The sequence below is a fragment of the Blastopirellula sp. J2-11 genome (genome assembly GCF_024584705.1).
Taxonomy (GTDB): domain Bacteria; phylum Planctomycetota; class Planctomycetia; order Pirellulales; family Pirellulaceae; genus Blastopirellula.
In genome coordinates this window covers 4,603,324-4,625,765 of record NZ_CP097384.1, presented here as the reverse complement: position 1 = coordinate 4,625,765, position 22,442 = coordinate 4,603,324, and the positions used below count along the sequence as shown (strand labels likewise).

At 53.9% G+C, this 22,442-nt stretch carries 14 protein-coding genes and 1 tRNA gene; 6 read left to right on the top strand and 9 right to left on the bottom strand.

What is annotated here, in order from left to right; all coding sequences use genetic code 11:
• The first annotated feature begins 299 nt into the window (after positions 1–299).
• The 3 genes from M4951_RS18280 to M4951_RS18270 are packed head-to-tail and all read left to right on the top strand — an operon-like array spanning position 300 to position 2,331.
• Positions 300–791: a DUF2924 domain-containing protein gene (locus M4951_RS18280; RefSeq protein WP_262023072.1), complete on the top strand. Its 492-nt coding sequence runs from the start codon at positions 300–302 to the stop codon at positions 789–791.
• Positions 788–1,714 carry a recombinase family protein gene (locus M4951_RS18275; protein ID WP_262023071.1) on the top strand — a complete coding sequence of 309 codons (927 nt, stop codon included), beginning with the start codon at positions 788–790 and terminating at the stop codon, positions 1,712–1,714. Before M4951_RS18280 ends, M4951_RS18275 begins: the two co-directional genes overlap by 4 nt.
• Positions 1,711–2,331 carry a zinc ribbon domain-containing protein gene (locus M4951_RS18270; protein WP_262023070.1) on the top strand — a complete coding sequence of 207 codons (621 nt, stop codon included), beginning with the start codon at positions 1,711–1,713 and terminating at the stop codon, positions 2,329–2,331. The genes M4951_RS18275 and M4951_RS18270 overlap by 4 nt, the downstream gene beginning before the upstream one ends.
• 430 nt (positions 2,332–2,761) lie before the next feature.
• Here the strand turns inward: M4951_RS18270 and M4951_RS18265 are convergent, their stop codons facing one another.
• From M4951_RS18265 to M4951_RS18250, 4 genes are all read right to left on the bottom strand, one after another.
• Positions 2,762–3,757, bottom strand: coding sequence for a VRR-NUC domain-containing protein (locus tag M4951_RS18265; protein ID WP_262023069.1), 996 nt, complete (start codon positions 3,755–3,757; stop codon positions 2,762–2,764).
• A gap of 376 nt (positions 3,758–4,133) precedes the next feature.
• Positions 4,134–8,390, bottom strand: coding sequence for an ATP-binding protein (locus tag M4951_RS18260; RefSeq protein ID WP_262023068.1), 4,257 nt, complete (start codon positions 8,388–8,390; stop codon positions 4,134–4,136).
• Between the two features lie 115 nt (positions 8,391–8,505).
• Positions 8,506–11,073 carry a DEAD/DEAH box helicase gene (locus tag M4951_RS18255; protein WP_262023067.1) on the bottom strand — a complete coding sequence of 856 codons (2,568 nt, stop codon included), beginning with the start codon at positions 11,071–11,073 and terminating at the stop codon, positions 8,506–8,508.
• Entirely contained in the window at positions 11,070–13,181 is a 2,112-nt protein-coding gene (locus M4951_RS18250; protein WP_262023066.1) for a site-specific DNA-methyltransferase, read from the bottom strand. Before M4951_RS18250 ends, M4951_RS18255 begins: the two co-directional genes overlap by 4 nt.
• 355 nt (positions 13,182–13,536) lie before the next feature.
• Here M4951_RS18250 and M4951_RS18245 point away from each other — a divergent pair, with 355 nt between their 5' ends.
• A complete protein-coding gene (locus tag M4951_RS18245) occupies positions 13,537–14,388 on the top strand; it encodes a hypothetical protein (RefSeq protein ID WP_262023065.1) in 852 nt (283 codons plus the stop codon).
• 270 nt (positions 14,389–14,658) lie between these two features.
• Here M4951_RS18245 and M4951_RS18240 read toward each other — a convergent pair.
• The 4 genes from M4951_RS18240 to M4951_RS18225 form a co-directional block, all read right to left on the bottom strand.
• A tRNA-Asn gene (locus tag M4951_RS18240) sits at positions 14,659–14,731 on the bottom strand.
• A 287-nt stretch (positions 14,732–15,018) separates the two neighbouring features.
• Positions 15,019–15,369, bottom strand: coding sequence for an ATP-binding protein (locus tag M4951_RS18235; protein ID WP_262023064.1), 351 nt, complete (start codon positions 15,367–15,369; stop codon positions 15,019–15,021).
• A 229-nt stretch (positions 15,370–15,598) separates the two neighbouring features.
• Positions 15,599–15,958: an STAS domain-containing protein gene (locus M4951_RS18230; protein ID WP_262023063.1), complete on the bottom strand. Its 360-nt coding sequence runs from the start codon at positions 15,956–15,958 to the stop codon at positions 15,599–15,601.
• Between the two features lie 171 nt (positions 15,959–16,129).
• A complete protein-coding gene (locus tag M4951_RS18225; RefSeq protein ID WP_262023062.1) occupies positions 16,130–16,549 on the bottom strand; it encodes a hypothetical protein in 420 nt (139 codons plus the stop codon).
• Positions 16,550–16,816: 267 nt separating this feature from the next.
• On the opposite strand from M4951_RS18225, the gene M4951_RS18220 reads away from it, so the two are divergent.
• Positions 16,817–17,623, top strand: a complete 807-nt coding sequence (locus M4951_RS18220) for a hypothetical protein (protein ID WP_262023061.1) — start codon at positions 16,817–16,819, stop codon at positions 17,621–17,623.
• On the opposite strand, the gene M4951_RS18215 is transcribed toward M4951_RS18220, so the two are convergent.
• On the bottom strand, positions 17,620–17,916 hold the full coding sequence (locus M4951_RS18215; protein WP_262023060.1) for a hypothetical protein: 297 nt from the start codon (positions 17,914–17,916) through the stop codon (positions 17,620–17,622). The genes M4951_RS18220 and M4951_RS18215 overlap by 4 nt on opposite strands.
• A gap of 329 nt (positions 17,917–18,245) precedes the next feature.
• On the opposite strand from M4951_RS18215, the gene M4951_RS18210 reads away from it, so the two are divergent.
• Entirely contained in the window at positions 18,246–22,085 is a 3,840-nt protein-coding gene (locus tag M4951_RS18210; protein ID WP_262023059.1) for an MFS transporter, read from the top strand.
• Positions 22,086–22,442: the final 357 nt, after the last annotated feature.

The following is a 22,442-nucleotide window of genomic DNA, read 5'->3' as shown; positions in this document are numbered from 1 at the left end:
GCGTATTGGAAGTGCGAACCGGTTAACAGCCCGCACTTTTCAAGGATGAGGTGATTAGGAATGACGCACCGATCGCATCGCGGATTTGATGAGCCTGATCCGCTCTACGAAGTGGCGACCATTTTGGCTCGCGCGATTGTCCGTCGCATTCGAGCACGACAATGCTGTCACTCGCCCGTGACACCTTCGGTCACCTCTCCCAAAACTTTCTCGCACGACGCCTTGAGTTCCGCGCCGAGATACCGCTCTCTGGACACTCCTGTTGACGCAACCACTCTCACCACAGGAGTTTTAGAAAGATGAACATCGATAAAGAGGTCGCCGCGATGGAGCGGATGACGGTCAACCAATTGCGGGAAAAATATGCCGAGGTCTTTGGCGAACGAACCAATGGTAGACATAAGCAATGGTTAATCAGACGGATCGCGTGGCGGATGCAGGCCAACGCCGAAGGAGGCTTGTCCGAACGGGCACGGCGGCGAGCGAGGGAACTTGCCAACGACGCCGATCTGAGGATGACCATCCCGCGAACGCAAAAACCCTCCGCCAACGCCGAGTCACGAATCATCTCGGTCGCCACCAAGTCGCCGCAAAGTACACACCTCCTTCCAGGCATGTCACTAAGGCGTGTGTACAAGGGTCAAACGATCCACGTGAAAGTGCTGGACGAAGGCTTCGAGTGCCAAGGCGAGCGTTACAAATCGCTGACCGCGGTTGCGAAGGCGATCACCGGCAAGCATTGGAATGGATTTCATTTCTTCGGTCTGCGTAAGAATGGATGTGCGAAATGAACAAACGTGCCAAGCCTCCCGCCGAGCCCGCCACGATTCGGTGCGCGATCTACACCCGCAAATCAACCGAAGAAGGTCTGGAGCAGGAGTTCAATACGCTGGATGCCCAACGAGAAGCGGGCGAGGCGTACATCCAGAGCCAGCGCCATGAGAATTGGGTCTGTCTGCCGGACCGCTATGACGATGGTGGTTTCACCGGCGCCAACATGGACCGGCCGGCGCTGCGGCGTCTGCTGGCCGACATTGAATCGGGAAAAGTAAACTGCGTGGTGGTTTACAAAGTTGATCGCCTCAGCCGCAGCTTACTCGACTTCACGAGGATCATCGAAACCTTTGACAGGAACAAGGTGTCGTTCGTCAGCGTAACGCAGGCCTTCAATACGGCTTCCTCGATGGGGCGGTTGGTCCTGAACGTGCTGCTCTCCTTTGCCCAATTCGAACGCGAGATGATCAGCGAACGAACTCGCGACAAGATTGCCGCCGCACGCCGAAAGGGAAAATGGTCGGGCGGTATGCCGGTACTGGGCTACAACGTCGAACAGACCAAGCTGATTCTCGATGACGCAGAAGCACGACGGGTACGAGAGATATTTGAGATGTACCTGGAGCGTCAATCGCTGCTGGACGTCGCCAAGGAACTTGAGAACCGCTGCTGGCGAACCAAACGCTGGACAACGAAGAAAGATACCGAACGTGGCGGTCGACGGTTCGACAAGGGCTCGCTCTACAACCTGCTCACCAACGTGGTCTACATCGGCAAGGTTCGCTACAAGACGGAAGTGTACGAGGGTGAACATGAGGCGATCATCGATCCAGAGACGTTCGCGAAGGTGCAGACGCTAGCGGCGGGAAGGTGGTCCGCAACAAGCACCACGCCTTGCTGCGAGGCCTCTTGCATTGCTCCGCCTGCCAGTGCGGAATGAGCCACAGCTATTCCAAGAAGAAGGGCAACCGGCTCTATCGGTACTACGTCTGCCAAAAGGCTCAGAAACGCGGATGGGATTCGTGCCCGGCGCCGTCGATCCCCGCGGGTGAGATTGAGCGGTTCATCGTGAATGAGATCAAGGCGATTGGGCGTGATCCGCAGGTGATCAGCGCGACGCTCGAACAGGTACGGGTGCAGACCGCCCGACAAACCGAGCAACTCCAGGCGGAACGGGCCGATCTGCATCAGGAACTACGTGAAGCACACGCTGAACTTGGACGATTGGCGGCTACGGTCGGTCCTGGCGATTCTAGGCTGGCCGATGCCCATGATCGGATCCAGGAAGCGGAACGGCGTTCGACGGAGATTGAGGACGAGTTAGCCGCACTTGGCGGTGATGCACTCGACCGGACCGAGGTTGCCGCCGCATTGGCCGAATTCGACGCCGTGTGGGCGTGTCTGGCCCCGCGGGAACAAGAACGCGTTATTGGGCTACTCGTCGAACGGGTCGAATACGACGGCGACGGGGGAAATATCTCGATATCATTCCGGCCGAGTGGGATTAGAACGCTGGTCGGCGAATTGGCGAACACGAAGGACGAGGTGGCGGCATGATAACGGTTCAGCGGAAGGTGGAGTTTCAGACGGCGCGTCGGAGTCGGAAGGTCCGGGAAGAGAAGACCTCGGTGGGCCGCGTGCCACGCGTGTCGCGGTTGATGGCGTTGGCGATTCGGCTCGATCAAATGATCCGGGACGGCGAGGTTACCGACCAGGCGGAATTGGCGCGGCTTGGGCACGTGACTCGGGCTCGGCTGACCCAGATCATGAATTTGCTGCAGTTGGCGCCGGATATTCAGGAGGCCATTTTGTTTTTGCCGGTGACGGAGCGTGGGCGTGATGGGGTGACGGAAAGGGATTTAAGACCTCTTACGGCCTTATCGGACTGGCGAAAACAGCGAATTCCTTGGCTTTTATTGTGCCAAGGGACGGTCAGTGGCGTTGGCCCTTCAATGCATCGAAGGGGACGTGTTTGCCTCTAGGGACCTCATCGCAGCTTGTGGATTTTCACAAGCTTGAACGGCAACTTTAGGGCTTTGTGATTGTCGCTAATCCATCGCTTTTGTTCGATGGAGAGCTTATCTTTTGAGGATTTTACCTCCGCAAAAAAATAGTCGTCGTCCCGAAAAATAAGTAGATCTGGCCAGCCTAGGTATCGCTCCCAGTAAGAATCGACTAAATACCGCAGTATTGCGATAAGAACCTCCCCAGGAAGAATTCGGATCAGCCTTTGAGCTTTTTCGATATCCGCGGCGCGATGTGCCCAAAGGTATTGTCGCAACTTCTCACTTGGCTCCAACCAATACTCGAATAGCCATTCGAGATTATCGGCATCAACCGACTCAAAAAAATGTTCCTCAATCGCTTCCTTTCTGCGTTTCGCGTATCCTGGCTTACCAAAGTCGTCTGGCTTGTGACACCGGATGATTTCGCCTGCCTCGCCATCATTATACGCTTGGCGGTCACCAAAACAGCAGACTTCGAGCCGTTCGTCATCGGGATCCTGGATAACCGGCCACATGAAGATACCGAAAAGAACATGGAAGGGGATACTTTCCAGGGCAATTGAGTCGTATCCTTCGTTGCGAAAATGCAACTGCGCAAAGTCTTCAACATTGATCGCTTGGTCCTGCCACATCAGCCGAACGCGCCGATTCGCTGGATCACTGACGTACATCGCCTGGAGTGAGACCACTTCGACGTCACATTCTGAAATGATATCAGCCTGCGACGGCTCCGGAATGAAGGTGTACTTAGGATTCGTTTCGTGAAGTCGCTTAACTTCTTGAAGAGCTTGCTCCGCAGCGCTTTGGCGAGCGGCGTTGGCTGCGTCGTCGCTGGCAATGAGCGGATTTACTCCATGTACGGCTGCCCATTCGCCATACAACTCTAATTCCCTCTTGAGTAACTCACGCCAGTAATAACGTTTGATTTTTGTCGTGCGACCGTGGATTTCGGCGACCGGGAAGGAATGAATAGGCAATCCACGGCATTCTCGGCACACGTCACGCTGGAACCCGATCGTCACTGCGACGTGTGAATTCGTATCTGCGCAATAGCTCTCTCGCAATTGGTGGGGCAAATAATGCGTACCGAACTGCTCTTCGCAAGAACACATCATCACCTCACCGCAATGATCGCAACGATACTTGCGAACTATTTCGTACTCGTTCAAACACTGGAGATTTGGGTGGTCACACTTCATTTTCGCAGCGGCTTACCCGTGGATGGGGTGATGCAGATTACGACATACTGGAGGTGTGGAAGGTTCGCAGTATCCTAGCCGCCGGCGAGTCTTTTCCTGGTCATCAATTCTAGCGAACAGCTTTCGGAGGAGCCTGAATCCCAGCCCCGATGAGTTACTCTTCCTCGCTTTGACCGAGATCGGGAAGAGGGTACATCGCAACTCGAGCACGAAGACCATGTTCGAGCCTTTCGAATACTCTCAGCGCTGCCTCGGTATTTCCAAAGTTTACCAAACTGCTTACTAGGTTCGGTAGTTTATGGAACGCACTCCCAAAGGAACTTGACGAAATCATTTCAGACAGTGCCGACTTTAGGTCGCCGACGTTTCGATACGGTTTTGATTGACTTGTGACAAAATGCGCGCGTGAATCGCCGTCTACCTTTTCGAATTCAACATCAGGGGCTTCGTCTTCAAAAAATGGCTGAATATCGGTCACGTTCAGACCATGGTCTCGCAACGCCATTGCAAAGTTGTAAAGTTTCAGCTGACGGCACCGCTTTTGAAGTATTTGACCATGGTGAGCGGCAAGGCGAATGTCGAATTTGCATAAGACGGCAACGAAGTGGCCTGGAGTGTCATAGAGCATCGCTCCATCCGTCAGGTGGTCGAGTATCAACAGCAATTGCGTTATGAATTCCGCGACTTTTGAGAGTCGCGTGCCAAGCAGTGCTCCCACCTGTTCAAATGCAACAATGAAGTCATTGATCGCCGTGTCTTTTCGATATCCGTATGTGAAGGATGCGCGGACGCCAGCTGTCAGCACCCGTCGACTTGAATTCAGATCACCAAGCTTGCCGTAGCGGGCGCTCAGGCCAATAAGAGAACCGGACTTGAAGTCCCACGAGTCCATGAGGCCATCTTCCACGTTTTCAAGCAGTCGACGATTAAGTGCCTCGCAACACTTCGCATCCCAAAACAGGTCACACAGGGAAAGAGTGCCTGAGCGATATTGAATTCGAGCACTTTTGAGTGCAGGGAGTAGCTCGCGTTGCACGACATTTTCAAATTCCAGCAGCTGATGTTCTTGCTTAGCTTGTAGTAAAGCTGGTCGGACAATTTCGCCGAGGCCAGAAACATAAAATGAAGCCGGATTAACGACACTTCCCCGCTGGTTATTGGAGGCTAATGCGTGAATCCGGTCGCAAAGGACTGCCATGCTCGCCCGCCAGTCGAGAGGTTGTTCTGGTGATTCTGGGGCCATCGCGACGATCCCTGCCTGGAAGGCTTGGGCCACACCCGACGGCTGCCGTCTAATAAGTGAATCGATTTCGAACAGGCGAGATTCCATGGAGAGCTGGTTGCACAAGCGTACGTCGTTGTAAAGATCGCAAATCTCAGCGTAACTGTTTCCGTACTCATACCATGGGTATCTCGCGCTTAGGGACGCGGGAAGTGGCAATTCTGCAAACCTTTTCGCGACGCTTTGACGTAGCTCTGGAATACTGATGACCGCCAGTAGAATCTCGCGATCGGTAATATACCGAAAGAGCTTTCTGGCTTTGGCTGCGTGCTCTCCTAGTTCGCCTAGGGAAATTCTCGTTCTGAGCCAAAGATCCGCCATAGTGGCTTGGTCGAATGAGCATGGGCGTTGTTGCAACCAGGAATCAACTCTCGCATAGTCCTCTGAATCCAAGCACTCGTAGGCTGCTAGGCTTGTATACCGGCTTGGGTCAAGGTGCGAACTTAAGAAATCGTCGTCGCTAGTTTCGGAGTCCTGCAGTGCCTCCTCGATCGTATCGATTACTTCGTCGGGAGTTGCTCTTGAAGCGAGATGCCGAATGAAATACTCAAACTCAACATTGGGACCGAGGTTGTCAACGTTCGGAATTGACTGGCTAAGACTCCTGTCCTTCAATCGACTCGAAAGCTCGGCGTGCCCATGAGAATCTAGAAGTTCTATGACATCTGGGCCAGGGTAAACGCTTGAGAGGAACTGGGAAGCGACGTACACATATCGCTCGACAAGATCGACCCGATTCTGCGAGAGCCAAGCATCGACTAGATGCGATTCGTAAAGATCGCCGTCGAACTCGGCGCGTTCCAGGCACCCCTTTAGCATCCAGTACTTCGCCAAACCATCCCAATCTTGCTTTTCCAAGGCGGCTAGGGCGAGTTTCTGGCACCCCTCGTGCAAGAGAGATGTGCTGGCGCCGGCTGCGATTTGACGTACCAACCATTCGCAATCCACGTCGGCTTGAACGCCTTGGTCGTAGTCAATCTCTGCCAATAGATGTAGCAAGTGCTCCCCAGTCCTTGGGTCATTCTGTAGTTCTATTAGGAATTGGAATTGCCGTTCTTTGTTAAACCTCTCAATCGAAGAATGCGATAGAGCAAACGAACGCAGGCTATCGTGACTGAAATACCAAAATTCTCCAATTCGGCGGAACAGATGAGCGCAACCTTGCAGTTGATCTTCGACATCTCGAGGGTCTGCTGGTGGATCTAAGATTTGTGCAATTTCTCGAGATGTAAGCTCGAATGGACTCGACGCGAGAATTCCAAGGGCCTCCTTTGCTAACGCCCTACGCGGAGCCTCCAAGACCATCGCATAGTACTTTTCGATATCCCCATCGTATGATGCCACTTCTTCTAGAACGGTCTCAGGAGTTATTCCCTCGCGGATGCCTGCGACAAGCTGTTTGACGACCATGCTGGTGTGTAGTGCGTGTCCCGAGCTCTTCGCTCGAACGGTGTAGCATAAACTCGCCACTTGATGATCGCGTAGGGATGCATTTTGAGTGACGCCGTATTGCGCTAAGAGGTCGGCAACCTGATTGAGATCCAAGGGTGGGATCTCGATTGGCTCACCATGACAATTTCGCCGGGCATGGGTAGGCATCTGATCCAAGACTCGAGCCGACAAGACGAATACAATTCCCGGCGGAAGATTTACCGGAAGATTGTTGAAAAGCGACTGTGCGCCGTCTGATGCAAAGCTCTGTGCGTAGTCAATGCCATCGATTATGATCGCGAGTTTACGCCCTGGTTTCAAACAAGATGCCGCTCGATTAACAAGTGATTCTATTCCGGCTTTCTCAGCGTCAAAGCGGAGGCCGAATTGGCCCTGAAACAATTCGTAAAGCGCGCGAGATAAAAACCTCCCAAAATTGTCAGCTCGAGTTCGTATACGAAGGAATTGATCGGATGTGCCGGTAAAGCAGTTGTAGAGGACAACGTCGTAGTTCTTTCGCCAGCTTTGTTCGTCGCAAAAAGTATTCAGCAGTGTACTCTTGCCGGAGCCGGGCGCACCAAGAACAAGGACATATCCATTCGCCATCGACTCTATGCGTCTCGATAGTTCCCGCTGCGATTCGTCTCGTCTCACTCGCTTGTCGGGCATGTCGAAATCATTTGAGGGAAATGATGTCGTGGCTCCCAATACGCCTTCAACATCAGTGCGAACAATTCGCTGTTTCTTTTTATCCTGTGACCACTCCGAAATCGCTTCAATTAGCCGGTAGTATGCATCTTGATCGCGCCCAAGTAGCCTGACGGTGCGTTTTATTTCGCTCTCTCGTCTGGATAGGTCCGGCGAGTTCACTTTGAATCGTAGTGATCTTAGAAATCGCCAAAACTCATCCTTGCTGAAACCAGATAGGGGTTGCCAAGAAGTTTCGAGCTGTTGAATCTGTTTCTTGCTAAGCGTTGATTTTATAGTCGATCTTGTTCCACTGACGAACCGTTGAAATTCCGAATCGAGTGAACGGTTGGTGACAATCTCAAGTTCGAACGACGTACCGTCCTTCGTGATACGTCGATAGCTTTCAGCAAAGCTTGAAATCAGAGCCGTCTGCCGTTGACGACTCTGCTTCGCTAAGGTGTGGATTGTAAGCGGTTCCGAGCCGGGGTTCTGGGACCACTTCACCTGTTTCCACACGACTTGATTTGGGTAGCCAATCACAACATCGTCAAATGTGCCGCCAGCTCGGTTTTCAAGCATTATCCAAAGAGGCGGCGATACGTCGTCCGTGAGCATTTCGAGAAGGGACTCAGCAGCAACCAAGTCCTGATAGCGTATGCCTCGGCGTATTGTTGAAAGCGTTTTCGACGAACGTCCCTTGCTCTCGGAAGATCGCGACGTCTTCTTGCGCTTTACGGTCGAGTTCTTGATTTGCCGGTCAGATTTGGATGGTGTACGAAGCAGGGCATCGACGTATGCAATTTTTCTCCGATCTGTCACGGGAACGTTGAGTTCGATGCAGAGAGCCTTCAATTCGTCGAGTCGAAGCGATCCAAGAACGTGCCTAGTCGAGAGTGACCGCCTCGTCGCTAATATCTCGACAACTTCTTCTTTCTTTTTGGCGCCTAACCCTGCCAGTCCAGACTCCTTACCCAACTTCAGCAATTGAGATTTCTTCAGGGATTCCAAAATCGTACGCTTTGTTGGCAATGCACTTTGCCTCCGGAAAAGTCGCGATTCGCGTCGCTATACGAGAGAAAATCCCCAACGATTTCGGGATTAGCTTACACCCACGTATTTCCGACTAAGAATAATCGCCGGCGGCCGCACTCTTGTACAGAGCTTCTGCGTTTGTTGCTTCCGAAATGGCCTTGCGGACGTCAGGGCGGTTCAGGTCCAGCACGCGCAATTGGCTGCCGACCTCGGCAATAGCTTCGACGCGTCGGAACACGTCAGAATGCGTTTCAGCATAGCGCGATAAGCCTTGCAATTTTGGCAAAGCGTCGGCCAAGTGAAAACCATGAGGGTCGACAATATCGACCACAATCTCATCACCTTGTTCAGCGAAGAAGATGAAATCGGGTCGGACTATCTTGATGTCGCCTCCATCGTTATACGAGATGCCCAGAGAATCCTGGCTAGGGCGGTTGGGATTGCGGTACCACCAAAGGAAGCCGTCCCGGCCAAATTCAGCAGCTAGAACCGCCTTTTCCAATGGATTCAATTCTGCTGGATATGTACCCTGGTCGTTACACAGCAGGTGTTGCTCGTAGTCCGGAATATTCGTTTCCGATCCGTCTTGCTCTCGCGCTTTCGTTGGCTCGAAACGTGATATGGGGCGAGCCAGATCCACATCCTGTGGTTCAGTGCTCAGTGCGACGATCTGCCGGTAGGCATCCTGTCGGTCGTGCGGCAGTTTCTTGATGTGGCTGTAGTATTCATCAAGCCAATCGTCCGACAGCTTTTTAGCTTCGGTATCGAACGCGAGCTGCAGATTTTCCAGTAAGTGCAATGCGGCTACATCCTCGCGAGCCTCTGTCAATGCATCCTCAAAATCTTCTTCTGCCTCCGGCTTTCGTTTTGCCCGTTCCAATGTATAAGTCCGGGCAATGTCGGGACTGATGATGCGAGCCGTATGACGATATGCATCGTTGACCACCGCGTCATCTGCATCGGCCTGGAATCGGGCATCACATGTTTCACCGCTTTTCAGGTCGGCAATAATAGTGCGACCTTCGACCGTCATCACCGATGCGCGTTTATCGGTATATGCCTGTGATTGTTTGGCAATAAATTCGTCCAGTACCGTATGCATGGCGGAGTGCGCTTCTCGTCCTGCGTCGGGCAATAGACCGTCTGAAGCTAGTTCATGAGCCAGAGCCGTCAGGCGGATAGCCGGTTTCGCACCGCGTTGCGGCCGAATCTGAGATGGCAGTGATACAAATTTCGTCCATACCGTTTCTAGTACATCCGAATTTGGCTTCATTTCGATTGGGTTGATTAGGATACGGCCAGTCGGTGGCGTGTCGCCGCCTCCTTCACGCAATGCCTTTATGACATTTTCCACTGTTTCCTTTTCAAACTTCGGCAGCAAGCAATCCACAGCATTTAACCTGTCGTTACCAGGAATTCGCCTCGCCAAGGGCGTGCGTACCATGCGGCCAAGCAATTGAGCAATGTAGGTCTGGTCAACCGCTGGGCGAAATGACACCATCACTTCCGCGCGGGGGCAATCCCAACCAGTGCTGATAGCATCCTTAGCAATCAGGATGCGCACCGATATTTCATCCTGCACGCGTTGCGGCTGAATGTAAGGTACAGAATACTCGCCGAATGTCTGTGTTTTGTGTTCGCCGAACACATGCGCCACGGAGGTTTCCGGCAAATCTGGCCATTGCTGAAAAATTGTGCTCAGCGCGCGGCCGATCTCCTTGTGATTCGGGGTATTCGGTACCTGCAATACCATAAGCGGTAAAACGGTCTCGCCACTTTCTTGCTGCGCGGCATAGGCCGCCCATTCTTCCGTGCACTCGCGCAGCTTATCGGTGGCGCGGCGCACGAGCACCGTGTCGAAGTCGCCCGTGGCTTCGTCGGGAATGTCTAGCGCGATTGTATCCTTCAACAGGCCGGAATCCTGAACGCGAGTAGCGTCAACGGTAACATTTGGCAGTATGCTGCGGCCCTTCGCCCCGTCCATCGCTATGTTGAAACGGTCAACAGTGGCTGAAATACCCCACACGACAGGGATTCCCGGAACTCCACCGTCTCCGTTGATGAGTCGTTTGACAATGGTGGACTTCTCACGGTTTTGCGTTCCCATTCCGCGGTGCGCCTCATCTAGCACCAAATAGAGTGTCAACGCAGGGTCTTCAATCGTATTCTGGATCGTGTCCCAGATCGTGTAATTACGAAGGTCGGGTCGGATTTCCGGGAAGATACCACTATCTTCTTCGCCATCAAAGCCACGTACGAGAAGACTTTTCTTGCCCAACTTTTGCGTGTTGAGGAAGTAAACCCTCCCAGCGCAGAATTTAGCGCGGTTGAAGGTGTTTTCCACGACCATTAGGTCAGTGGGCCATAGTCGGTCGGACGACTCCATAAGTCGAAATCGCGTCTGCTCATTTAGAGATGGATCGTCGCTGAACCAAAGCACGACTGCGCCGGGATCGCGGTCGAAATCGTAGCCGTCGTCACCGTGAAAAAGGGCCTCGAACACGGCGGCAGCCATAACCGTCTTTCCTGCTCCGGTCGCGGCAGTCAGTGAAAAGGCGTGGCGGTCGGCGTCCTCATGCCAGCGCTTGCGTGCTTTTTTCATGTTGTCCAGCACATCGAGGACGGCTTCATTTTGATAATCCTTGAGGGTGAACTTCAAGCGTCATCTCCGTTGGCGAATGCAAAGTTGGACAGATACGACTCGTATAGCCGGATGGCCTCAACACCCTCTGTGAGGCGACGTGCAAGTGACTGAAATCGTCGTTCGTCGTCGGTGACGATATAAGCAACTCTAAGGGTTTTGGTCTTGCGCGCAGCTTTTACAAAATCCGTGCCCTTATCCAGGTCGATAAGCAGGCCATAGCTGTAGGCTACACTCCAGCCCGCGACGGGCAGGTTTTCGATGCGATCGCCAATGCTGCCCGCGCGCATCCACAACAGCGGTGCTATGTGGGAAAACGCAGATTGGTAGTTGACAGCGACCGGCGTTTCGTAGGTCAGGGTGAAGAACTCGGCATTTTCCTGGAAGCCGTCGGCCATTGGGAATTCGTCAATGAACTGGTAGTCGCCTTTGATCGGTTTACCATCGGTCGTCCTGCCTGAAATTGCGGCCTCAATGCGGGGTTTGGTGATGTACTCGCAGATCCCCCATCGCTCCCATTCCAAATCTCCAGGACGGTTGCCATTTTCGCGAAGCGACTTTTGATCGCCCGGCGCGACTTCATTGTTAGTCACCATGATTGAGCGGCGGCGTCCTCCGTCCTGCTTATTGAGTCGCATCACCGCGTGGAGGGTCGTTCCAGAACCAGAAAAGAAGTCGACGACTGTTGCTTCTCGTTTTTCAGCAACGACATGACGCAGGCAATCTTCGACGGCGTAGAGAGCCTTCGGAAAGGGAAACCTACGGTCTGGCATGAGCTGTTTCAGGATCTCCGTGCCGTACCGTTGTGCGTCATGTGAGGGCTTATTCCATGTGGTCATTGGCATCACCAGACGCCCAGTCAGATAGCTTGCTATTACCGATCCGTCTTCGGCCTTCCCCGTAATCTCAACACGCCCCATTCTTATGTCTTCGATGATTCCCGCAGTGAGATAGGAGATCACGTACGGTTGCGGCGCGCTCGCCGTGTACTTCCCAACGCGGAGATAGCCAGATTTAAAACGTTTACGCGCCGGCCCGACAGTAATGCCCCAGTTCATTTCTGTGCCATTAGGACGGACGGGAAATACTGCGACGCAGCCCGCACGCTCAGGACAACTTTCGCGTGGAATATCGCTAGGCAGCGGTTCGCCGATCTCCTCAATACGGTGCGTTTTGAGATTAACATAGATGGGATAGAACTGGCCTGGTCGCGTTGGTCGCACTGAAGAAAGATCGCTCCGCCGCAATGTATCCCATGTGACTGGCCGGCGCTCCTCATTCCGTTGCTCAGGAAGAATTCGAGCTTCACCAAATCGCACGAAGTAGATGTACTCATCCGTCCTGGAGAAATCGGAATTACGTCCGGCGCCAGCCGGGTTGATAACAGATGACACCATTGAGATGTTGCACTCGGGAAATGCTTGCTCAAGTAGTAAACCCAGTCGCAGATACTCCTTTTCGTCAATCGTGACGATCAGCACCGAATCCACAGGATTCAATAACTCCTTGGCCAATAGCAAACGCCGCTCCATCATCGCCAGCCACTTACTGTGGCGATACCAGTCATCCTTCTCTACGTAGTCGTTGTTGTATTTCCAATCCTTCGCTCCTGTGTTGTAGGGGGGATCAATGTAGATCACGTCCACCTTGCCCCGATGCGTCCAGGTGAGTGCTTTGAGGGCGTGGTAATTCTCCCCATTGATAACCGTGTGCCACGGCTTGTCATCACCACGCATTACTTTCCCAGTGGAAACGAGCCCTGGATAGATCGTGTCGCGGAATTCCGCTACGACAACGAGATCGTTCAGCGGTAGTGTGCTCTTTTCTCCTGATGCATCTAGAAGTTGAAGCTCAGCCTGTTTCTTGTTACCGCCCTTGATGACTTTTTTTACCAACCAAAGCCGCTGGTCCCCGTTGGCTGTCGCGCCGCGGGCAGGCAACACACGCACCTTATCACCACGGCGTACGGGGCGTTGCGACAATTCTACGGCTTCTGGCCGGTGTCGCTCAAAATTCAATCCAAAGGACAGCCGCGACGATAGTGCTCGGAACTCCCGCTCCAAGTCGGCGCCGAACTGTGGGTCTTTGGACTTGGCCCTTGCGATGAGATCAGTCAAACGGGACACAAGCTCTCCTGGAAGTGCTGCTTAGACAAGATCGAAGGATTTATTCGGTGTGGGCCATGCTCTTGACCAGCACCAGCCCCCCGAATTGAATCGGGCAGAGTCTAACAAACTCTACTGCAACTTGATAGCGTGCATTTGTACCAGAACTGATCGATTCTGAGATGTAAGTCCTTTCGTCAAAGGGCTAAAGCGACGAAAGCTGTCGTTCTCAAATACGACCCGTACATTGAATCGATCAGAGGATCGCTCAGATGGCTAAAATTGGCATTTTACTGGCGTCATCTCTTGAGGTAATCTTCCAGCCGGCGTACCACGACGCTGCTGGATTATTAACGGTTGAAGCCGGGGAATTGCCATGATTTTTGAGCTCATTTCCAGCCAAGTAGTCCGATTGTCGATTGGCGAAGTCTACGAATATTGGAAGAACAGGTTATTCCCAAAGCCGAAAACTGCTTCTGAGATAGTTTTCGAACGGATTCAGCATCTTTACGAAGCCCATCGACTGTCAGGTATTTCACTTCTGCAACATGTTCCATCACACTGGAACTGGACAGTGGAAACTGTGGGGAGTCCGGAGCGTTTGGCTGCTGCCCTCCATACGGAACAACTCGAATGGATCGCTGAAACTTTTAGGATCAATCGAGGCTGGTTAGATGGATCCGATGAAACTATTTTGTCTCCAATGCATGGCTACAAGTACCTAGCACTGCTAAAGCGGACTCTAGAGGAGCAGGGGTGGCTGGACGGAGCACTGGAGGTGTCGATTCTGGCCGCCAATTATCAGGGAGGCTATGGGGGCCTCGGATGGTATGCAATCGTGTTCTCTCATCCAGTTGCGCGACCTCATGGGGATGTTCCTCAGATTTACCAGTCCGCCCTGCTCGAGACGCAATGGAATTGGGGTCATTGGCCTTCCGAAAGAGACACGCTGGCTATCGCTCGCTGGTACTCGATGGAAATTAATCGGTACGCCCAAATCCCCATCGTCCCCATTTGTGACAAGGACTTTGAAGACATTGTCGAGTTGCGGAAGCATCCGGGCTGTTTCTTACCGGTTGGTCCTGGTGGTTATGAATGCCTTGAGGACAGAGTATTGAAGTCGAGTGAAAGTACTCGAGCCGTGCAACCAGAATGTGTCGACAGCATCCTGTCGTATCTTGCCGAGTCTGGTCTCCTGGATGAGGCATCAGAATTGAAGGTTAGGTAAGAAGCCTTGCTGCCGCCGTGCCGGGGCTAAGCCAAAATAGGCTGTTAACCCAAATTGGCCGTTGTGACAGAGAGCGAGAGAGTCTATCGCGTGGGCGTGGCGAAGCGCCAATAACAGCCGCCTGTGTGCGATCGGGAGAGAACTCTCTCGCAGCACCAGATCGCCCTAAACCCTTGCCACAAAGCCAAGAAACGACGAACGCCGGGAGCTTTCACTCTCGGCGTTGTGCGTTAACTCGATTGTCGGCGGATATTCCGCAGACTAGATCAGCTCCCCCGGTAGGACTCGAACCTACGACATAGCGGTTAACAGCCGCTCGCTCTACCAGCTGAGCTACAGGGGATCGTTGAAAGAGTCTAATTTAGCTAGGTCGCTTTGAAACGCAACACCCCTTGGGCTGATCTGGGGATGCTGGTGGCGACTTTTTCGCTCGGTATTTTCCCTACGACCCGGACCTGTTTTGGCCGGAGATCGGGGGAAAAGGTTCGTCCGCTAGTTCGGTCCCTGCGATCTGGCGCAATCAACGCTGCGATGCGCTAGGAGCGGGGGCCGCGGGCGACGAAATCGCCTGGGACCGCAGAGCTGTTCGCTGCAGCGACCACGATCAGAACGCAATGACCAATTACATCGTCACTGCGTGCGGACTTTCTCCATGAAAACGGAGTTACCGCGATCGTTGTACCGCACGTCAGTCATGTAGGCTTTGATAAGCATGACTCCGCGTCCCGACTCGTTTTCCAGGTTCTCTTCTTCTGTCGGATCGGGGACCTCGACGGGATTGAAACCGGGGCCTTCGTCGGTAATACGAAGAGACACGCGATCGGCTCCGACGTTCATCTCAATCTGAACGTTTTTTTCCGGGTTGTAAGCGTTGCCATGCTTGATTGCATTGACGATCGCTTCTTCCGCAGCTAAATGGATGCCGAACACGTCGGACATGCCCCATGAATGCTCTTCCAGCTTGGAAAGAAGCTGCTTCACGAGACGCTGACCTTCATGCGTTTCGCTCGGAATCGTTTCCGAACAAGTCCAAAGCCAGTTGTTACTTGCTCCCATAGTTTCTTGGGGGTTTCGGGAGTAACGGGAGTGCGACTTGGTAGGAGTCGCGGGACGAGCCACTAGCGGAATGAAGAATAGAGATAAAGGGCGATTGCCTGCAGTAAACGAATCCTTGCGGAACGAGCGCCGATCCAATTCGACGGAAGCGCCATTACGACTTAAAGGCCGCCAATGCGTCAGGAACGTCTTCACGAATATCAAACAATTTATTGAGTTTGGTAATCGCGAAAACTTCCATGATTTCTGGTCGAATATTGCTCATACGCAGCTTACCGCTGTGAGCTTTGACCTGCTTCTCCAAGTTGATCAACTTGCCAAGTGCGGAACTCGACAAAAATTCAACATGCGAAAAGTTTAGCAGGATGTTCTTTTTTTGATCTTGTTCGACCAGAGCGGTAAACTCTTGGCCGATCTCTTGGATTTGGGAATCGTCGAGTATCTTGCGATCGATAAACTGGACGACAGTCACTCCGCTAACTTCAGAAACCCCAAGACGCCGATGATCGGCCATGCATCCACCTCGCTGGCAATGAAGCAGTTAGCCGTCGCCTTGCCCAAAAGCAGATCGGCCATTTGACGTAACCCGTTATTTCAAATGATATTCGTGCAGACGGGGCTGTCAACGCCTCCTCTTGCTAGCAGCAGGCAACTTCCGTCAGAATCTCGGCCAGAGGAGCCGGTTTTACTGACGTCGACCTTTCAGCGTGACATGCTCGATCAGCAAGTAGTTCGATCCGCGATATTCGGTCACCACGCCTGAGAGCGTCCAGGTGATCTTGCTGGCCGATTGTTCCATCGATTGGGCGACTCGTTCCATGGTCAGGTTCTCCAAAACCTGGAAGTCTTGCGAACCGTCCTCGCTGACAAATCGCAGTCGGTCACCGACCCAATCGAACTGGCCGACGCTGTCGGTAACGCGAGTCCCTTCACGAACGCGGTTGCGACGGCGTTTCTCGTCTGCTTGGGCGCTGGCGCGGTCGGTCACCACTTCGACGTCTGGCGCCAAGATGGGGGGGGCAGCTTGCGATTGTTGTTGCGCTCTGGCGACAAACGGCAGGGCGGCGAGGGCCAAGACGGCGAAGATGCCTAGCATTCGTAACATCAGAGAAACCACCGGTAGGAGTGCGCTAGAAATGGTGCGATGTCTCAATTTTAGGACACGCTTTTCGGCGCGTGGCCGTGGCGTTTTCGCCACAGGGTTGTTATTTCGCCACAGCGAATTCTCTTGGAGATCGACTTCTGTAGCGTGTAAGATAAATGCTTGAAACGATTTACGTTGATTGACGCCGCTCGCTTGGATGCTTTGGCGCCGTGGTTGCATTTTGGCACGGAAGACCTTTTGTCCGCCAGAATTCGCCGAGTCTCCGTTATGCACCTTCGATTTACGTCCATTTTGACCCTGTTGATCCTGCTCAGCACGCAGGCAAGCGGGTCTGAAATCACCGTTCTGTTGGAGAGTGGCCGTTCGCTCACCGGTGCGGTTTCGGCCAAGTCAGACGATTCTCAGCTCTGGCTGGCGACGGGCAATTCAGGAGTTCGGATCGTTCGTCCGATCGATTGGGATCGTATCCAGTCGGCCAGCGTGGATGGCGAAACAATTTCGTCGGATCAGTTGCGTCAGCAGCAAATTGATTTGGCCGAGCCCGAGATTCGCTTGCGCTCTGAAATCGTCGCACGGCCTGTTCGCCAGGTTTCTTACGAAGAAGAAGAGACGTACGTCCCCCGACTGTCGTCGCTTCGCGTGAGCGCCATGCTCGAGAATTGGGACTACGACATCGTCGCCGATGGGCTGCTGTTGACGATCGATGCCCGGGATCAATTTGGGCGTTCGATGGATCTCCAGGGGCAATACGACGCCGAACTGTACGCGTTCCGGCGTCACGATTTTTATACGGTACCGTCGCAGCGCGGCGTCGTTTCGACCCGTTTAGGTCGCTGGGGAGGCAAGCTCGAGTCGTCCGGCGGCACGGCTTCGGTCCGTCTGCGGTATCAGGGGCTCAACCCCGAGATTGATGATACGCTCAGCCCCAACGGGCTGGTGAAGGTGCGCATCATTGTGCCTGGTCAGGGGGTCTTCGAGCGCAAAGTGGACTGGGTCCGGATTCGTACCTATTCCCCCTATCGCGACTATCTAGAACTGAATCAGGGGTCGAATTTGCCGTATAACCGGCGTTAGCTAGGCTTTTGCATCGCCAAGCTATGCAAAATCAAAACGCCGCCGACCGATATCAGCGCCCAGCCGAGCCATTCTGGCGGATTGATCGTTCGCTTGTTGCCGGCCTGTTTTTCGGCGGCAGGCACAAAAGCGGGCGGAATCTCGCCGGCTTCGGCTTGTTGCTTGACGATCCGCTTGGCGATGAACGAGCTTGCTTCCGCTGTCAACGTGACAGAATCGATGACGCGAAATTGGATCCCGAGCGCAAGCACGATCAGGCCGATCATGAAGTATTGGTTGCGATTCAGTTCCATAGGGTGGCTCTCAGTCGTCGGGCACGTGAGCAGATGTGTCTATAAATATCGAGCTAGCGACCGGTGAATTTCAGCCGATTCTCTGGGGGCAGGGTTATTGCGAAGGTGACGATCGCAGGCATATTTCGGTCTGAATACGGCGTCCAGTTCGATCTTGGGGATGCGCGCTGGGGGAAAGTGGTTTAAATTGGCGCCCATTTGGCTAGTTAGGATGCAAATCTCGCGTCTACGTTAACGGCCAAGTTCTCCGCTACCCACTACTAGGTGGATTGACGCGAATCGGCTAACTTACCGGATTAAATTGCGGAACCTATCTGAAGCTATCTTTCATGAATTCTGACGCCGTGTCCTCGATCGAAAGCGAAGCGGAAAGCGACGCCCAGCGCGATGATCTGTGGTCCGCCAGCTTTCTTGGTTTGGTCGTTACCCAGATGCTGGGTGCGGTGAACGACAACATCTTTCGCTGGTTCGTCATCGGCATCGGCAAAGAGCAGGCCGCCACCAATATCGCTTCGGTCTTGATGGCCGGCACCGCTTGTTTTGTGCTGCCCTATATATTGTTCGCCGCGCATGCTGGTTATCTGGCGGACCGCTACAGCAAGCGAACGGTGATCGTGTGGTGCAAATGGGCCGAAGTCGCGATCATGGCGCTCGGAATCGTGTTTGTCTTGACCAATAGTTTCTGGTGGTTGTTGGCGACCGTCTTCTTGATGGGCGCGCAAAGCGCGCTGTACGGGCCAGCCAAGCTAGGCGCCGTTCCCGAGATGTTGAAGATGAAACATATCTCGGCCGCCAATGGGATCTTGGGACTTGGGACGGTCATCGCCGTCGCGGTCGGCACGTTTGTCGGCAATTCGCTCAGCGATTGGACCGATCAGGGCATGACCAACATCGGACTGGCGGCGGCGATATTGATCGGCACGGCGCTGGTTGGCGTAGGAGCGAGTTTGCTGATTCAACCGCTGCCGGTAGCGAATAGCAACTTGAAATTTCCTTGGAGTCCTGTCGCGGCGTTCAAAGAGACGATTCGCAACTTGCGCGTTCTGGGAGAGGATCGCGCCATCCTACGCGTTGCGCTGGGGACCGCGTTCTTCTGGTCGTTGGCGAGTCTCGCCCAGATGAATATCGATCAATTCGCCGGTGAGGGAGGGACGACGACGCAGCAGCAGGTCGGGCCGTTGTTGATCGCTCTGGTCGCTGGCGTCGCTGTCGGTTGCGTTTTGGCAGGATATTGGTCGCAAGGACATGTCGAACTCGGCATCTTGCCGCTTGGCGCCGCAGGCATGGCGCTCAGTTCGTTGGCTTTGTCCTTTGTGCATGGCGCGATCATCAATCCAGACGAGACGCTCAACGCGACCTATGGGATCACCTGCGCGCTGTTGTTCTCGTTGGGCGTTTTCGCCGGGTTGTTCGAGGTTCCGCTGGCGGCGTTCTTGCAACACAGGAGCGATCCGCGGAAGCGGGGCGTGGTGCTTGCCGCCAGCAACTTCCTCACGTTCAGCGGCTGCATGATCGTAGCGATCATGTTTATGGGAATGCGCTGGCAAATACGTGAAGGCTCGCTGCAAAATGTCGAAGCGGCCCAGTACGTAGGATCGCCAGAGTTTGAAAGCCAACTCGCGGCTCAGGTCTCGGCGCACCAGGCCGAGTGGGAAGCAGGAAAGGGAACGCGGATTACTCTCAAGCAGATCGACCGCTTCGCCGCTACGGATGACGAGCGCCGAAAATCGATCGCTGAATTGCTTTGGGTCGAACTTTCCCAGAGATTTAAAGTTCAAGATCTGGTCGATCGCAGCAATCAGCTCGCTCGATTTCCGGAAGACAAGCAATTGGCGGCGGCCGTGTTTCATCAGGCCTCCGGCTTGCCGCTCCTTTCGTCTCGTTTCATTTTCCTCTTTTGTGGAATCGCGACCGTGCCGGTGCTATGGTACATCTTGCGGCTTATCCCTCAGCCGACGATTCGCTTTTTCGTCTGGCTCGCCAGCGAAACTTGTTATCGCATTCGAGTCTATGACCGAGAAAATTTACCGGTCAACGGCGGCGCGTTGCTCGTTTCGAATCACGTCACTTTTTTAGACGGAATCTTGCTGCTGCTGACCAGCAGTCGCCCTGTCCGCATGTTTGTTTGGGCGGGGAACTTTCAGAGCAAGTGGGCCCGCGAGTTCGCCGAATGGCATGGCGCGATTATGATCGACAACGGCCCGAAGGGAATCTTAAAAGCCTTGCGTGTTGGGAACGCCGCGATCAAGAATGGCGAACTCGTTTGCATCTTCGCCGAAGGGGGCATCACGCGCAGCGGTCAGGTGCAAGGTTTCAAACGTGGCCTCATGAAGTTGGTGCAAGGAACCGATGCGCCTGTCGTTCCCGTTTTTCTTGACGAGCTGTGGGGAAGCATTTTCAGCTTCTCTGGCGGCAAGTTCTTTTGGAAGCGTCCGCAAGGTTGGCGGACGCCGATTTCGATTCATTTTGGCAAACCGATAGAGGCGCCCTACGACGTGTTTAAAATTCGCCAGGCGGTTCAGCGACTTGGTTCTCATGCGTTTGCTGCGCGGCATGACCGGGTTGTTCCTCCAGTTCAGTCGTTTATCAAAGCCTGCAAGAAGCGGCTCTTCACTCGCAAGGTCGCCGATTCGACCGGTGTTGATCTGACCGGCGGCAAACTGCTGGCCGGCGCGATGGTCATGCGGCGTTTGCTCAATCGTCATGTTTTGGCCGATCGCCAAGCAGAGCCGATGGTCGGCATTTTGTTGCCGCCCACCGGCGCCGATGTGGTTGTGAACGCCGCGCTGGCGCTCGATCGTCGGACGACGGTCAATTTGAATTACACCGTCGGCAACGACGTTTTGAATTCCTGCATTCGTCAGGCAGGCGTTAAGCATGTGCTGACCAGCCGCAAGTTCATGGAGAAGTTTGACTACAAGCTGGACGCCGAAATTGTCTTGCTGGAAGATCTGAAGACGAAGCCGACGACCCTCGATAAAGTCGCCTGCGGCGCAGCTGCGTTTTTAACGCCTAGTCGAGTGTTGAATTGGCAATTGGGCCTGAACCAAATCGAACCGGAAGATCTGGTGACGGTCATCTTTACTTCGGGCTCGACCGGTGAGCCGAAGGGGGTGATGCTGACGCAGGCGAATATCGCGTCGAACGTACAAGCTGTCGATCAGATGGGGCATCTGCATAGCAAAGATATGATGATCGGCATTTTGCCGTTCTTCCATTCGTTCGGCTATACGCTGACGATGTGGCCGGTGCTGGCGCTCGACATAGCCGGCGCGTTCCACTTTAGCCCGCTGGACGCCAAGCAGATCGGTCAGTTGACCCATAAATACGCCGGAACGTTGATGTTTTCAACGCCGACTTTTTTGCGTGGCTTTTTGCGACGCGTCGATCCTGATTTGTTCCGCTCGCTGGAAGTAGTCATCGCCGGGGCCGAGAAATTGCCCCATGACCTGTGCGACGAGTTTGAGCAGCGCTTCGGCGTTCGCCCGGTCGAAGGCTATGGAGCGACTGAATGTTCGCCGCTCGTCTCGTGCAATATTCCTCCCAGTCGCTCGTTTGACAATTTTCAGCCCGATCGTAAAGAAGGGACCGTCGGTCGACCGATTCCGAACGTCTCGGCGCGGATTGTCGATCTCGACTCCCAGGAAGAGCTTGCATCCGATCAGCAGGGGATGCTCCAGATTCTGGGGCCGAACGTCATGCTGGGCTACCTTCACTTGCCCGAGAAAACAGCCGAGGTGATCCAAGACGACTGGTACACCACCGGCGACATGGCGGTGATCGACCAAGATGGTTTCATTTGCATCACCGGGCGGATTAGCCGTTTCTCAAAGATCGCCGGCGAGATGGTGCCCCACATTCAGATTGAAGATGCCTTGAATACGATGCTGGGCCCCACCGAAGATGAAAAACCGCGGCTCGCCGTTTCGGCCGCTCCTTGCGCCAGAAAGGGAGAGCGGCTCATCGTTCTCTACACAGAGATCGACAAGTCGCCAGAGCAACTGCGCGAAGCGTTGGTCGCCCGCGGCTTGCCCAATATCTTCATTCCGGGTCAAGACGCTTTTTATCAGGTGCCGGAACTGCCTCTGCTCGGAACCGGCAAGCTCGACTTGAAAGCGATTAAAGAGATGGCGCTGTCGCAAGCTTCCGCACACGCGGATCGTTCTTAACGCGATCCTGGGCTCCACAAATAGTCGCCTTTCGCTCCGGCGAAAGTAGCGTCAGCTCTGACGTTGCTTCGAAGAGTCGCTGCTTTGGCTGGCGCTTCCTCGGCAAGCGCCCCGTTGTGCAAACGCTATTTTCGCAGAGCGAAAGGCGACGATACAGTCCACAGGAAGCAATTCCACGTCAGGAAGGCGATCATGGTCTTGGAATCAAGGATTGCAAAAGTCTTTGTGCTTCCTTGTATCCGGTAAAGACTTTGCAGTGATGGCGACGGATTACCTGGCTCCCGCGACAGGCTTGGGGGAGCGATTGGATATCGATTTATGTTCAATCCATGGGTTAACTGCGAATTGGTTGTAACC

What these genes read in the sequence shown, in the direction of transcription:
- M4951_RS18220 (WP_262023061.1), top strand. Translation starts at nt 16,817, where the DNA reads ATGCACCTTCGATTTACGTCCATTTTGACCCTGTTGATCCTGCTCAGC.
- M4951_RS18245 (WP_262023065.1), top strand. Translation starts at nt 13,537, where the DNA reads ATGATTTTTGAGCTCATTTCCAGCCAAGTAGTCCGATTGTCGATTGGC.
- M4951_RS18270 (WP_262023070.1), top strand. Translation starts at nt 1,711, where the DNA reads ATGAGCCACAGCTATTCCAAGAAGAAGGGCAACCGGCTCTATCGGTAC.
- M4951_RS18280 (WP_262023072.1), top strand. Translation starts at nt 300, where the DNA reads ATGAACATCGATAAAGAGGTCGCCGCGATGGAGCGGATGACGGTCAAC.
- M4951_RS18230 (WP_262023063.1), bottom strand. Translation starts at nt 15,958, where the DNA reads ATGGCCGATCATCGGCGTCTTGGGGTTTCTGAAGTTAGCGGAGTGACT.
- M4951_RS18275 (WP_262023071.1), top strand. Translation starts at nt 788, where the DNA reads ATGAACAAACGTGCCAAGCCTCCCGCCGAGCCCGCCACGATTCGGTGC.
- M4951_RS18225 (WP_262023062.1), bottom strand. Translation starts at nt 16,549, where the DNA reads ATGTTACGAATGCTAGGCATCTTCGCCGTCTTGGCCCTCGCCGCCCTG.
- M4951_RS18215 (WP_262023060.1), bottom strand. Translation starts at nt 17,916, where the DNA reads ATGGAACTGAATCGCAACCAATACTTCATGATCGGCCTGATCGTGCTT.
- M4951_RS18210 (WP_262023059.1), top strand. Translation starts at nt 18,246, where the DNA reads ATGAATTCTGACGCCGTGTCCTCGATCGAAAGCGAAGCGGAAAGCGAC.